The 13,427-nt window shown below is 64.6% G+C and carries 14 protein-coding genes; 7 read left to right on the top strand and 7 right to left on the bottom strand.

The window, feature by feature from the left end:
* Positions 1–50 precede the first annotated feature (50 nt).
* The 3 genes from AC1RNN_RS12775 to AC1RNN_RS12765 form a co-directional block, all read right to left on the bottom strand.
* Positions 51–1,346, bottom strand: coding sequence for a sensor histidine kinase (locus AC1RNN_RS12775; RefSeq protein WP_493089737.1), 1,296 nt, complete (start codon positions 1,344–1,346; stop codon positions 51–53).
* Positions 1,347–1,361: 15 nt separating this feature from the next.
* Positions 1,362–2,078: a response regulator gene (locus AC1RNN_RS12770; RefSeq protein ID WP_493089738.1), complete on the bottom strand. Its 717-nt coding sequence runs from the start codon at positions 2,076–2,078 to the stop codon at positions 1,362–1,364.
* Between the two features lie 101 nt (positions 2,079–2,179).
* Positions 2,180–3,523 carry an AmpG family muropeptide MFS transporter gene (locus tag AC1RNN_RS12765; RefSeq protein WP_493089739.1) on the bottom strand — a complete coding sequence of 448 codons (1,344 nt, stop codon included), beginning with the start codon at positions 3,521–3,523 and terminating at the stop codon, positions 2,180–2,182.
* 18 nt (positions 3,524–3,541) lie between these two features.
* Between AC1RNN_RS12765 and AC1RNN_RS12760 the strand changes: the two genes are divergently transcribed.
* Complete coding sequence (locus AC1RNN_RS12760) at positions 3,542–4,381, top strand: M48 family metallopeptidase (RefSeq protein WP_493089740.1); 840 nt, start codon at positions 3,542–3,544, stop codon at positions 4,379–4,381.
* Between the two features lie 79 nt (positions 4,382–4,460).
* Positions 4,461–5,099 (top strand): PEP-CTERM sorting domain-containing protein, encoded by a 639-nt coding sequence (locus AC1RNN_RS12755; protein ID WP_493089741.1) that lies wholly within the window; start codon positions 4,461–4,463, stop codon positions 5,097–5,099.
* Positions 5,100–5,158: 59 nt separating this feature from the next.
* On the opposite strand, the gene AC1RNN_RS12750 is transcribed toward AC1RNN_RS12755, so the two are convergent.
* Entirely contained in the window at positions 5,159–5,962 is an 804-nt protein-coding gene (locus tag AC1RNN_RS12750) for an exodeoxyribonuclease III (RefSeq protein ID WP_493137429.1), read from the bottom strand.
* On the opposite strand from AC1RNN_RS12750, the gene pyrE reads away from it, so the two are divergent.
* Entirely contained in the window at positions 5,961–6,644 is a 684-nt protein-coding gene (pyrE, locus tag AC1RNN_RS12745; RefSeq protein WP_493089743.1) for an orotate phosphoribosyltransferase, read from the top strand. The genes AC1RNN_RS12750 and pyrE overlap by 2 nt on opposite strands.
* On the top strand, positions 6,641–7,288 hold the full coding sequence (locus AC1RNN_RS12740; RefSeq protein WP_493089744.1) for a DUF4124 domain-containing protein: 648 nt from the start codon (positions 6,641–6,643) through the stop codon (positions 7,286–7,288). The genes pyrE and AC1RNN_RS12740 overlap by 4 nt, the downstream gene beginning before the upstream one ends.
* 63 nt (positions 7,289–7,351) lie before the next feature.
* Here AC1RNN_RS12740 and gatB read toward each other — a convergent pair whose 3' ends face one another.
* From gatB to gatC, 3 genes are read right to left on the bottom strand one after another with little or no spacing between them, the layout of a single operon-like run.
* Positions 7,352–8,839: an Asp-tRNA(Asn)/Glu-tRNA(Gln) amidotransferase subunit GatB gene (gene gatB / locus AC1RNN_RS12735; protein ID WP_493089745.1), complete on the bottom strand. Its 1,488-nt coding sequence runs from the start codon at positions 8,837–8,839 to the stop codon at positions 7,352–7,354.
* A 2-nt stretch (positions 8,840–8,841) separates the two neighbouring features.
* Complete coding sequence (gene gatA / locus AC1RNN_RS12730) at positions 8,842–10,347, bottom strand: Asp-tRNA(Asn)/Glu-tRNA(Gln) amidotransferase subunit GatA (RefSeq protein WP_493089746.1); 1,506 nt, start codon at positions 10,345–10,347, stop codon at positions 8,842–8,844.
* A 24-nt stretch (positions 10,348–10,371) separates the two neighbouring features.
* Positions 10,372–10,671, bottom strand: coding sequence for an Asp-tRNA(Asn)/Glu-tRNA(Gln) amidotransferase subunit GatC (gene gatC / locus AC1RNN_RS12725; protein ID WP_493089747.1), 300 nt, complete (start codon positions 10,669–10,671; stop codon positions 10,372–10,374).
* A gap of 204 nt (positions 10,672–10,875) precedes the next feature.
* On the opposite strand from gatC, the gene AC1RNN_RS12720 reads away from it, so the two are divergent.
* From AC1RNN_RS12720 to mreD, 3 genes are read left to right on the top strand one after another with little or no spacing between them, the layout of a single operon-like run.
* Entirely contained in the window at positions 10,876–11,919 is a 1,044-nt protein-coding gene (locus AC1RNN_RS12720; RefSeq protein ID WP_493089748.1) for a rod shape-determining protein, read from the top strand.
* 24 nt (positions 11,920–11,943) lie between these two features.
* Positions 11,944–12,861, top strand: coding sequence for a rod shape-determining protein MreC (gene mreC / locus AC1RNN_RS12715; RefSeq protein WP_493089749.1), 918 nt, complete (start codon positions 11,944–11,946; stop codon positions 12,859–12,861).
* Positions 12,858–13,388: a rod shape-determining protein MreD gene (mreD, locus tag AC1RNN_RS12710; protein ID WP_493089750.1), complete on the top strand. Its 531-nt coding sequence runs from the start codon at positions 12,858–12,860 to the stop codon at positions 13,386–13,388. The genes mreC and mreD overlap by 4 nt, the downstream gene beginning before the upstream one ends.
* Positions 13,389–13,427 lie beyond the last annotated feature (39 nt).

The raw sequence follows: 13,427 nt of genomic DNA, 5'->3' as shown, positions 1-13,427 counted from the left end.
GCCCCCCAAGGGGGCCTTCGCGCCTTGGGGCGGCCCGGCGGCGCTCAAGCCTAGGCGCTTGGCACCGGGGCTTGCAAGGGCAGGCGGATCTCGAAGCAGGCGCCGCCCTCGGGGCGGTTGCTGCAGGTGACGGTCCCGCCGTGGCGCTGGGTGATGGACTTGACCAGTGCCAGACCCAGACCCACACCGCCTTCGCGCTCGGAGGCGCCGGGCAGGCGGTAAAACGGCTCAAAAATGCGCTGTTGCAGGGCCTCGGGTACGCCGGGGCCGCGGTCACTCACCTGCAGCACCGCGTGGGTGGCGTCCTCGCGCAGCGTGAGCGTGACATCGCCAGCGCCATAGCGGCGGGCGTTTTCCAGCAGGTTGCGCACCGCGCGCCGCAGCAGCTTGGCAATGCCGGGTACGGCCAGGGTCGCAGTGGTGGTTTCCAGTGCGGCGTAGGTCCGAGCGCATTCCTCGGCCGCCAGGCCCACCAGGTCCACCGACTCCACCGTGCCCAGATCGGCCTCGCGCGCATCCAGCCGGCTGGCCAGCAGGATTTCTTCGATCAGCTGGTCCAGTTCATTGATATTGCGGGCGATCTCGGCCTTGGCGCTGGGGCTGGCGTTGCCACCCATGAGTTCCATGCCCATGCGGATGCGCGCCAGTGGCGAGCGCAACTCGTGCGAGGCGTTGGCCAGCAGCGATTTTTGCGAAGCCAGCAGGGCTTCATGGGATTGCACCAGGCCTTGCACCCGTTGCGCAGCATGGTTGAAGCGGGAGGCCAGGAAACCGACTTCGTCGTCTCCGTCCAGCGGCACGCGCGCGCCCAGGTCGCCGTCGCCCCAGCGTTCCACGCCATGCTGTAAGGCCTCCAGGCGGCGCGTGAGACGCCGGATGATGGGGTAGGTGCCCAGCGCCACCGCCACACCGACCAGACCCAGCGTCCAGAAGAAGCCGAAGGGCGCCTTGTAGTTGGAGGAAGGCGGGCGCGGCAGGTGCAGGTGCATGGTCTGGCCGTCCTGCATGCGCACCAGAAACTCGGGGCCACGGCCAAAGCGGCCCGGCATGTCGTCATCGGGCGGGGCGGCCATGTCGGGCGGCGGTGCGGGCGGGGACATACCATCAGGCGGGGGAGGCCCCTCGCGGTCCATCAGTCCGGGGTCCGGCCGTGCGCCCAGGCCCGGAGGGCGGCGCAGGCGCGCCTTGCCGCTGCCGATGATTTCGCCAGCCTCGTTGCGCACCACCACTTCGCGCAGAGGCGGCTCGCTGGTCAGGCGCCAAGCCCAGCCCACCAGAAAGGTGAGCACGGCCACGGCCAGCACCACGGCCAGCCAGATGCGCAGATAGAGCTTGTTGAAGAACATGGGCGAACCCAAGTCCTATTCTTGCTGGCGTGCGAACACGTAGCCGACGCCACGCACAGTGAGGATGCGCTTGGGGTCCTTCGGGTCGGCTTCGATGGCCGCGCGGATGCGACCCATGTGCACGTCGATCGAGCGGTCAAAGGCCTCCAGTTCGCGGCCACGCACGGCTTCCATGATCTGGTCCCGCGTCAGCACACGTCCGGCGCGCTCGGCCAGTGCGGCGAGCAGGTCGAACTGGTAGGAGGTGAGTTCGCAAGGGGCGCCGGACACGGTCACCGTGCGCGCGTCGCGGTCAATCTCCAGGCTGCCAAAGCGCAGCGCCTTGCCATTGGGCGTGGCCGCTTCCACCTTGCGGCGCAGGATGGCGCGGATGCGTGCCAGCAGCTCGCGCGGTTCGAAGGGTTTGGGCAGGTAGTCGTCAGCGCCCAGTTCCAGGCCGATGATGCGGTCCATGGCATCGCCCTTGGCGGTCAGCATGAGCACCGGCACGCTGGCGGCAGCGCCGGGCAAGGCGCGCAGGCGGCGGCAGACTTCAAGCCCGTCAATGTCGGGCAGCATCAAGTCCAGGATCACCAGCTCGGGCGTCTCTCCGGCGGGGGGCTGGGTCAGGTGGTCCAGGCCACTGAGGCCGTCACCGCAGTGGCTGACGGCAAATCCCGACTGCTCCAGGTACTCGGCCACCATGGTGGCGAGGCGGGCGTCGTCTTCGATCATGAGCAGGTTTTGGCGCATGCGCGCAGTCTATCCCCCGGGCGCCGAAAGCGCATGCCCCCCGTTTGTCGCTTTCGTAAAGTTAGGTAAATAGCGCTACCAAATAGATAGCTGCTTGCGCACTATCCATGGGGGCTGGTGCCAGTTTTGATGCGTGATGCCAGCGCCACCAGCAGCAGCACCGGCAGGCCCAGGCAGGCCGTGGCGGTGAAGAACTGGGGGTAGCCAAAATGGTCCACAAACTGTCCGGAGAAGCCGGCCATGAACTTGGGCAAGAGCAGCATCATGGAGCTGAACAGGGCGTACTGCGTGGCCGAGTACTGCACATTGGTCAGCGAGGACAGGTAGGCAATGAAGGCTGCGCTGGCAATGCCGCTGGAGAGGTTGTCGGCCGAGATGACGAAGACCAGCGCCCCCACATCGTGGCCGCGCCCGGCCAGCCAGGCAAACAGCAGGTTGCTGCCTGCGCTCAGTGCGGCCCCCAGCATCAGGACCCGCATCACGCCCAGGCGCAGCGCCAGCACGCCACCCACAAAGGCGCCCAGCAGCGTCATGGCCACGCCATAGCCCTTGCTGATGGCGGCGACCTCGTCCTTGCTGAAGCCCAAGTCCACATAGAAGGGGTTGGCCATGATGCCCATGACCACGTCGCTGATCCGGTAGGTGGCGATCAGCGCGAGGATGAGCACCGCCTGCCAGCGGTAACGGCCCAGAAAGTCGGAAAAGGGGGCAATCAGCGCGCCCTGCAGCCACTCAGCCGCGTTGCGCGCGGGCGGTAGTGCGCGTGCGGCGGGCTCGCGCGAGGCCAGCACGGTCAGCACGCCGGGCAGCATGCTCATGGCCATGGCAAGGTAGGCCGTGCGCCATGCGCTGTATTGGTAGAGGGCGGCATTCGGCGTTTCGGCGCGCGCGGCAATCCACAGCGCACCGGCGCCGGCCCAGATCATGGCCAGCCGGTAGCCGGCTTGGTAGGTGGCGGCAAGGGCGGCCTGGTGCTCGGTGTCCGCCGATTCGATGCGGAAGGCATCCAGCGCGATGTCCTGCGTGGCCGAGCCAAAGGCCACGGCCACCGCGCACCAGACCATGGGCGCCAGGGCCAGGGTGGGATCGGTCAGCGCCATCAGGGTCAGCGCCACCATGATCACGGCCTGCGACAGCAACAGCCAGCTGCGTCGCCGCCCCAGCAAGCGGGTCAGCACGGGAATGGGCAGCCGGTCGACTAGCGGCGACCAGACCCACTTGAAGCCATAGGCCAGGCCCACCCAGCTCAGGAAACCGATGGTGGTGCGGTCTACGCCCGCCTCGCGCAGCCAGAAGCTCAACGTGCCAAACACCAGCAGCAGGGGCAAGCCGGCCGAAAAGCCCAGTGCCAGCATGCGCAAGGAGGCGGGTTCGAGGTAGACCTTGAGAGAGGCCAGCCAGCCGGTGGGGGCTGCCGGGGCGGGGGAAGGGGACGGCTCATGCATGCGGGAATAATACCGAGCATGACATTGCGGTTTTCTTTCCTGGCCCCCCGTGTGCTGACTGGCGTCCTGCTCGGCTTTGCTTTGGGCAGTGCCGTGGCCCAGCAGGCGCGCGAGGGTGTGGAGGTGGGCGGCAACTCGGCTTTCAGCAAGCTGGTGCCGGCTGAGCAGGTGGAGCGTTCAGCGGCCCAGCAGTACGCCCAGATGCTGGCCCAGGCCCGCGCCAAGAACGCTCTGGCGGACACCAATAGCCCCGAGTTGCAGCGCTTGCGCGCCATTGCCAGCCGCATCATCCCCTTTGCGAACACCTGGAATGAGCGGGCACCGGGCTGGAAGTGGGAGGTCAACCTGATCAACTCCAGCCAGATCAACGCCTTTTGCATGCCGGGCGGCAAGATCGCCTTCTACAGCGGCATTCTCAAGTCACTCAAGCTTACCGATGACGAGGTGGCCATGGTCATGGGGCACGAAATCGCCCATGCCCTGCGCGAGCACGCGCGTGAGCGCATGGGCAAGAGTGCGGCTACTGGCATAGGCGCCAGCCTGCTGAGTCAGGTGCTGGGCCTAGGCGACCTGGGCCAGACGGTGACGAACTACGGCGCCCAGCTGCTGACGCTGAAATTTGGCCGCGAGGACGAATCCGAGGCGGATCTGGTGGGAATGGAGTTGGCCGCCCGGGCCGGCTACAACCCGCGTGCCGGTGTCAGCCTCTGGAAGAAGATGGGTGCGGCCAACAAGGGCGCCCCGCCCGAATGGCTGTCCACCCACCCTTCTGGCAATGCGCGAATCGCCCAGATTGAGGCCCACCTTCCCCAAGTGCTGCCGCTGTACGAGCGGGCCCGCAAACCGGTCTCGCCCTGAGCTCAACTAGGTCCTTTGGACTATTGCTGCAGGTGCAGCAGGCCCGGAAAATACAAATACTTACAAATTCGGGGAAGTTATGAAATTGATCGCCAAATTCGCCGGCGCCATGGCTCTCTTGGCCGCACTGGCCAGCCCCGCCGCCATGGCCACCGCGAACCCCACGCTCACCTTCGCCGGTGGTGTGACCAAGAGCCTAGACAACCTGCCCGGCACCTTCAACCCCGTGCTGTTCCCCGGTGATTACAGCGCCTACAACCTGCACAGCATGCAGCAAGGTGCCAAGTTGTTCCTGAGCAGTGTGGCCAATCTGACCTTCACCTTCCTGGGTGAAGAGGCTGCCTTCAACAATGCTTTTGGGGCGTACAAAACTTCCCCCTTGGCCGCTGGTGGCTTCACCAACGACGGCTCTGCCCCCGGTTCCTCGTTCACCCTTCTGTCGGTGGCAGGTGGTGCGCTGCAATTCGCGTTCAATTCCAATCTGGGCTGGAACCTGTTTGCCAACGGCAGCAAGTCCATTGGCATCGTGATGGCGAATGACCATAAGAGTGCATTGCTGCTGTTCAACGACAAGGCGCATGACGGCGACTTCGACGATATGGTGATCAAGGTTGCCATCACCACCCCCGTGCCGGAACCCGAGACCTATGCCATGCTGGTGGCCGGTCTGGCTCTGCTGGGTGCCGTAGCCCGTCGACGCAAACAAAATCAGGCCTGAGCCTCCGGCTTGTCGCCCAATGAAAAGAGCCCTGACGGGCTCTTTTTTATTTTGTGGGCTTAGAGGGTGAACTCGTAGTCCAGCGTGATGGGCGCGTGGTCCGAGAACTTCTCCGTCTTGTAGATCTGGTGGCCGCGGGCCAGCGTGGCCAGGGCGGGTGTGGCGAGGTGGTAGTCCAATCGCCAGCCCACGTTCTTGGCATAGGCTTGGCCACGGTTGCTCCACCATGTGTAGCACTCGTCAGTAGCCGTGGGCTCCAGCTGGCGGTAAACATCCACCATGCCGCCTTCGGTGAGCAGCTTGCTCATCCAGGCGCGCTCCTCGGGCAGGAAGCCGGAGTTCTTCTTGTTGCCCTTGAAGTTCTTGAGGTCGATCTCCTGGTGCGCGATGTTGACGTCACCGCAGAGGATGAAATCGCGCTCCTTGCGCAGGGCCTGCAGGTGGGGGTAGAACTCGTCCAGAAAGCGGAATTTGGCCTGCTGCCGATCCTCACCCGAGGAGCCGCTGGGGAAGTAGGCGCTGATCAGCGAGAGCTTGCGCTTGGGGGTGTCAAAGCGCAGCTCCACATAGCGGCCTTCGGCGTCGAATTCACCGGAGCCGTAGCCGATGCGCACATCGCTGGGCGTGTGGCGCGTATAGACGGCCACGCCCGAGTAGCCCTTTTTCTCAGCAAAGTGGAAGTGGCCTTGCAGGCCGCTGAGCTGCTCGAATTTGCCTGCCACGTCGGCCGCCTGGGCCTTGACTTCCTGCACACAAATACAATCGGGCCGCGCCGTGGCGAGCCAGGCTTCCAGCCCCTTGCTGGTGGCCGAGCGGATGCCATTGAGATTGAGACTGCTTAATTTGAACAAGGAAACCCCCATGTCGGACCGAGACCCATTGGCCCAGGAATTTGTGCAATTTGCTGTGGAATGCGGGGTGCTGCGCTTTGGCGAGTTCAAGACCAAGGCCGGCCGCATGAGCCCCTATTTCTTCAATGCCGGCCTGTTTGACGACGGGGCCAAACTGGGCCGGCTGGCCGAATTCTATGCCCAGCGCCTGCTGGCCAGCGGTATCGAATTCGACATGGTGTTTGGCCCGGCCTACAAGGGCATTCCGCTGGGCGCTGCGGTGGCGATCGAACTGGCCCGCAAGGGTCGCAACGTGCCCTTTGCCTACAACCGCAAGGAAGCCAAGGACCATGGCGAAGGCGGCACCCTGGTGGGCGCGCCACTGAAAGGCCGTGTGTTGGTGATTGACGACGTGATGTCCGCTGGCACTGCCGCGCGCGAGTCCATCGCCATCATCCAGGCCGCCGGGGCCACGCCGCACTCGGTCTGCATTGCGCTGGACCGCCAGGAAAAGGCCACTGAAAACGGCCAGGACGTGCCCTACAGCGCCGTGCAGTATGTGCGCAACCAGCTCGGCCTGCAGGTTTGCGCAATTGCGAAGCTGGGGGATTTGATGCAGTATCTGGCGTCGCGCAATGCTTCGGGGTCGGACAGTGACCACCAGCGCGTGCTGGCCTACCGCCAGCGTTACGGTGTGGACGAAGGAGACGCATGAGGATTCAACACTGGCTGGCCGCAGGGGCCATCACGGTCCTGGTGGCACCGTTGGTCATGGCCCAGTCGCAGCAACAGGGCGGGGTGTACACCTGCGTGGATGCCAAGGGCCGCAAGCTCACGGCGGACCGCCCCATTGCGGACTGCATCGACCGCGAACAGAAGATCCTCAACCCCAGCGGTACGGTGCGTGCCAAGGTGGGGCCGTCGCTGACCGCGCAAGAAAAAGCCGATCAGGAGCAAAAGGAAAAGCGGGAGCTGGAAGAGCGCAACCGGCAGGCCGAGGAAAAGCGCCGTGACCGCGCGCTGCTGACCCGCTATCCCGCCAAAGCCGTGCATGACCAAGAGCGGGCCGATGCGCTGGCCCAGATCGAGGCCGTGTCCAAGGCTGCGTCCACGCGCCTCAGTGAGCTGGTGCGGCAGCGCAAGGCGATCGACGAAGAGATGGAGTTCTACAAGAAGGACCCGACCAAGGCTCCCGCTTATGTGCGCCGCCAGCTGGAGGAAAACACCCAAAGCCAGAGCGTTCAAAAGCGGTTCATCGCCGACCAGGAAGCCGAAGCGCGGCGCCTGAATGCGCGCTTTGACGATGAGCTCGTTCGCTTGCGTGAGCTTTGGGCGCAGACGGGGCCCGCCGGCAAGTAGTGCGCTTCCATACACCAAAGAAAAAGGCCTCACACGAGGCCTTTTCTCATGGGCAAATGGGCATCACGCCAGCTTGCTGCGCAGCAGTTCGTTGACCTGCTGCGGATTTGCCTTGCCCTGGCTGGCCTTCATGATCTGGCCGACCAGCGCATTGAGCGCCTTGTCGTTGCCGGCCTTGAATTCGGCGACGTTTTTCTCGTTCTTGTCGATGACCTGCTGCACGATGGCCTCCAGTGCGCCGGTGTCGTTCATCTGCTTGAGGCCCTTGGCTTCGATGATGGCATCCACGTCGGTCGCGCCTTCCCACAGCGCATCAAACACCTGCTTGGCGGCGCTGTTGGAAATGGTGCTGTCAGCAATACGGGTCACCAGCTGGGCCAGTGTCTGGGCTGACACGGGTGCCTGCTCGATGGACAGGTCCTGCCCATTGAGGCGGCGCGCAAGTTCGCCGGTGATCCAGTTGCTGGCCAGCTTGGCCTGGCCGCTGGCCTTGGCAGCTGCTTCAAAGTAGTTCGCCAGCGCCAGGCTTTGTGTGAGCTGGGTGCTGTCGTATTCGCTCAGGCCATAGCCGGTCGCAAAGCGCTCGGCCATGACGCGTGGCAATTCGGCCATTTGCCCGCGTACATCCTGCACCCAATGCTCCGAAATGCATAGCGGAGGCAGATCCGGGTCGGGGAAGTAGCGATAGTCAGCTGCGTCTTCTTTGGTGCGCATCGCGCGCGTCTCGCCAGTGTCGGGGTTGAACAGCACCGTGGCCTGCTCGATGGCGTGGCCGTCCTCAATCTGTTCGATCTGCCAGCGCACCTCGTAGTCGATGGCCTGCTGCATGAACTTGAAGCTGTTGAGGTTCTTGATCTCGCGGCGGGTACCCAGCGGGCTGCCGGGCTTGCGCACCGAGACGTTGGCGTCGCAACGGAAGGAGCCTTCCTGCATATTGCCATCGCAGATGCCGATCCAGGTGACGATCTTGTGCAGTTCCTTGGCATAGGCCACGGCCTCGGCACTGGAGCGCATGTCGGGCTCGGTCACGATCTCCAGCAGCGGCGTGCCGGCGCGGTTGAGGTCGATGCCACTTTGGCCGATGAAGTCCTCGTGCAGCGACTTGCCGGCGTCTTCTTCGAGGTGGGCGCGTACCAGACGCACAGTTTTCTTTTCGTCGCCGAGGAAGAAGTCAATCTGGCCGCCCTGCACGACGGGAATTTCAAACTGGCTGATCTGGTAGCCCTTGGGCAGATCGGGGTAGAAGTAGTTCTTGCGCGCAAAAATGCTGCGCGGCGCAATGTGCGCGCCAATGGCCAGACCGAACTGGATGGCGCGTTCAACGGCGCCCTTGTTCATCACAGGCAAGGTGCCTGGCAGTGCCAGGTCCACCGCGCAGGCCTGCGTATTGGGTTCGGCGCCAAAGGCGGTGCTGGCACGCGAAAAAATCTTCGACTGGGTGGAGAGCTGTGCGTGCGTCTCAAAGCCGATGATGACTTCGTAACCCTGCACCAGCGGGCCTGTCGGGCGACCCTGTTGTTGCGCTTCAAAGGTGTTCACTGTCTCGCTCATGTTCAGAATCCTGCGGGCTTGGCCAGGTGGTAATCGGTGGCTTGCTGGAAGCGGTGCGCCGCATTGAGCAGGCGCGATTCCTGGCAGTAATTGCCCAGTAGCTGCATGCCGATGGGCAGACTACCCTGTCCGAAGCCCACGGGAATGCTCATGCCAGGCAGGCCGGCCAGCGACCCCGATAGTGTGAAGATGTCGGCCAGGTAGTTGGCCACGGGGTCGTCGGATTTTTCGCCGATTTTCCAGGCCACGGTGGGGGCCACAGGGCCGGCGATGAGGTCGCAATCCTTGAAGGCGTTCTGGAAGTCGTCGGCAATCATGCGGCGGATCTTCTGCGCCTGCAGGTAGTAGGCGTCGTAGTAGCCGTGGCTCAGCACATACGTGCCAATCATGATGCGGCGTTTGACCTCGTCGCCAAAGCCTTCGGCACGCGTCTTCTTGTACATGTCGGCGAGGTCGCCATAGTCCTTGGCGCGGTGGCCGAACTTGACGCCGTCGAAGCGGCTCAGGTTGCTGGAGGCCTCGGCCGGCGCAATGATGTAGTAGACCGGGATGGAGAGCTCGGTGCGCGGCAGCGTGATGGGCACGAGCTTGGCGCCCAAGGCTTCGTATTGCTTGAGCGCGGCATCCACGCTGGCGCGCACATCGGCGCTCAGTCCTTCGCCAAAAAACTCCTTGGGCACACCGATGCGCAGGCCGGCTATGGAGTCCTGCAGCTTCAGCGTGAAGTCTTCAGCGGGTACATCCAGCGAGGTGGAGTCGCGGTCCGGGTCTGGGCCGCACAGCGTCGAGAGCAGCAGCGCACAGTCTTCGGCGCTGCGCGCCATGGGGCCGGCCTGGTCCAGGCTGGAGGCAAAGGCCACCATGCCGTAGCGCGAGGCGCGTCCATAGGTGGGCTTGATACCGGTGATGCCGCAGAACGCGGCAGGCTGGCGGATGGAGCCGCCGGTGTCAGTGCCGGTGGCCGCAGGGGCCAGGCGCGCCGCCACGGCGACCGCGCTGCCACCTGACGAGCCTCCGGGAATGCGGGTGGTATCCCAGGGGTTGCGCACGGCTTGCACCGTGTCGCTACCCACGGGCGCAATGGCGGTGTTCTCGTTGCTGGAGCCCATGGCGAACTCGTCGCAGTTGAGCTTGCCCAGCGTCACGGCGCCGGCCTGGGCCAGCTTGTGGACCACGGTGGCATCAAAGGGCGAACGGTAGCTCTTGAGCATGCGCGAGCCCGCGGTGGTGGGGAAGTCGCGCGTGACGAAGATGTCCTTGTGCGCAATCGGCAGGCCTTCCAGCGCACCGGCGGTACCGGCGGCAATGCGAGCATCGGCTGCGCGCGCCTGGGCCAGCGTGGCCTCGGTATCGGTGGCGACAAAGGCGCCTAGGGCGGCGTGGGCCTGGCCGCGTTGCAGGAAGTGCTGGGCCGCTTCAACGGCGCTGAGCTGCTTGTCGCGCAGGGCCTGGGTCAGCTCCCGCACGGAGAGGTCGTGCAGGGCGGTTTGGGAGAGGGAGGTCGACATACGGAAATCTTGTTGTTCTGGGATTTATTCGATGACCTTGGGCACCAGGAACAGGCCGCGCTCCACGGCCGGTGCGCTTTGCTGGTTGGCTTCGCGCTGGTTGGGCTCGCGCACCGCGTCTTCGCGCAGGCGCAGTGCCACGTCCTGGATGGCGGCCACGGGGTGGGCCAGCGGCTCCAGGCCGGTGGTGTCCACGGCGCGCATGGCTTCCACAATGCTGAAAAAGTCGTTCATCTGGGCCTGCAGACGGTCGGTTTCGGTCGCCGTCAGCTCCAGGCGGGCCAGATTGGCAATGCGGGCGATATCGGAAGATGTCAGGGACATGGGTGTAGAAAGGGTTGAAACCAAGGGTAAATCGTGCCCGGCGGGGGGCTTTTGCACGAGTTATTCACAGGCGATGGGGTATTATCCTGCCTTTGGCAAAAGCGCCGCGGTAACGCGGAATTTGACGCCAAACTGACAAATTTGAACTGCTAAAACCACGGTGACGGCCGGCCGAAGTGCCCGTCGTGCCTGAGAGGATACGTAATGCTTGGAGCTCTCCGTCGGTACATCTCCACCGACTTGGCGATTGACTTGGGTACCGCCAACACCCTGATTGTGGCCCGCGGACAGGGCATCGTCCTCAACGAACCCTCGGTGGTTGCCATCCGCCACGAAGGCGGTCCCCAGGGCAAAAAGACGATTCAGGCGGTTGGCAAGGAAGCCAAGGCCATGTTGGGCAAGGTGCCCGGCAACATCGAAGCCATCCGCCCCATGAAGGACGGCGTGATCGCCGACTTCACCGTCACCGAGCAGATGCTCAAGCAGTTCATCAAGATGGTGCTGCCCCGTGGCGTGCTCAAGCCCAGCCCCCGCATCATCATCTGCGTGCCCTGCGGCTCCACCCAGGTGGAGCGCCGCGCCATCCGCGAATCGGCACTGGGCGCCGGTGCATCGGACGTGTACCTGATCGAAGAACCCATGGCCGCGGCCATCGGTGCGGGCCTGCCGGTCTCCGAAGCCTCGGGCTCCATGGTCGTGGATATTGGTGGCGGTACCACCGAAGTCGGCGTGATCTCCCTGGGCGGCATGGTCTACAAGGGCTCGGTCCGCGTGGGCGGCGACAAGTTCGACGAAGCCATCATCAACTACATCCGCCGCAACTACGGCATGCTGATCGGCGAGCCCACGGCCGAAGCGATCAAGAAGCAGATCGGTTCTGCCTTCCCCGGCTCCGAAGTCAAGGAAATGGAAGTCCGTGGCCGCAACCTCTCCGAAGGTGTTCCCCGCAGCTTCACCATCTCCAGCAACGAAATCCTGGAAGCCCTGACCGACCCGCTGAACAACATCGTGTCTGCGGTGAAGAACGCGCTGGAACAAACCCCGCCCGAACTCGGCGCCGACATTGCCGACCGCGGCATGATGCTGACCGGTGGTGGTGCGCTGCTGCGTGACCTGGACCGCCTGCTGGCCGAAGAAACCGGCCTGCCGGTGCTGGTGGCTGAAGATCCTCTGACCTGCGTGGTGCGCGGCTGCGGCATCGCACTGGAGCAGATGGAGCGACTGGGTTCCATTTTCACCAGCGAGTAACTTCGGTTCAGCGATGCCCGTACCATGCCATTAGGTACGCTGGACAGAGATCCTCCCCCCTTCTTCCGCCAGGGCCCTTCGGCCCTGTCCAAGCTGGCCGTCTGCAGCGCCCTGGCGCTGTTCCTCATGGTGGCGGACGCCCGCTTCAAGATGATGCAGCCCCTGCGCGTGGTGCTGGCCACGGCGCTCTACCCGGTGCAGTGGCTGGCCATGCAACCGGTCGCGCTGGTGCAGGCGGGCGCCACCTACTTCACCACCGTGGCCACGGCCGAATCGGCCCAGGAAGAGGCACGCAAGAAACTCAGCCTGCAGTCCCAACGCGCCAACCAGGTCGACCAGCTCGAGCTGGAAAACACGCGCCTGCGCAAGCTGCTGGACCTGTCACCGCGCCTGGGCGCACCGTCCAAGGCAGCCCAGGTGCTGTACGACGCCGCGGACCCTTTTACCCGCAAGGTGCTGATCAACAAGGGCCTGTTGCAACAGGTGGCACTCGGCTCCCCGGTGCTGGATGAGCTGGGTGTGGTGGGGCAGGTCACACGCGTGTATCCGGCCATGAGCGAGGTGACCCTCATTACCGACCGCGACCACGCGATCCCCGTGCTCAATGCACGCACCGGTGCACGTGGTGTGGCGTTTGGTGATACCTCGACCCACGCCGATGCGCTGGAGCTGCGTTACATGGCTGCCAATGCCGATGTCGCGGTCGGCGACTTGCTCACCACCAGTGGCGTGGATGGCATTTACCCTGCCGGTCTGCCGGTGGCACGGGTGGAGAAGGTGGAGCGCCAGGTGGATGCGGTGTTTGCACGCATCTACTGCGTGCCGCTGGCGCTCGTGTCGGGCACCACGCATGTGCTGGTGCTGGACCCGCTGTCGGCCCAGATTGCGCCGCGCCCCGAGCCTGACCCGGCGACCGCGACTGTCAAGGGAGGTCGCCGATGATCATGCGCCCGGGCCAGCAGCTGCTGCTGCCGGCCAACCCGCTCTTCATTTGGACCAGCCTGGTGGCGGCCCTGCTGCTCAATATGTTGTGCAACATGGGCCTGTGGGGGCGTGCCGCTTGGGCGCCCGACATGCTGGCCGTGGTGCTGGTGTTCTGGACGGTGCATCAGCCGCTGCGCGTGAGCATAGGCGCGGCTTTCTTCTTTGGCTTGCTGATGGATGTGCACCAGGGCGGCCTGCTGGGTCAGCATGCCATGGCCTACACCGGCCTGAGCTTTTTGGCCATCACTGTGCACCGCCGTCTGCTGTGGTTCAGCGTGCCTTCGCAAGCGGCCCAGGTGTTCCCGCTGTTTGCCGTGGCCCATGCACTGGAGCTGGTGCTGCGCCTGGCCGGTGGCGGCACCTTCCCGGGTTGGTGGGTGCTCTTGGCGCCGGTGCTGGAGGCCGCGCTGTGGCCCGTGGCCAGCGTCGTCTTGCTAGCCCCGCAACGCCGCGCGCCCGACCCCGACGCGAATCGCCCCCTATAGACATGGCCCCCGCGCTCTTCGCTTCGCGTAATTCGCTGC

The sequence above is a fragment of the Rhodoferax sp. GW822-FHT02D07 genome (genome assembly GCF_058802405.1).
Note: the sequence above shows the minus strand (reverse complement) of the source record. Positions and strands in the feature narration are given on the sequence as shown.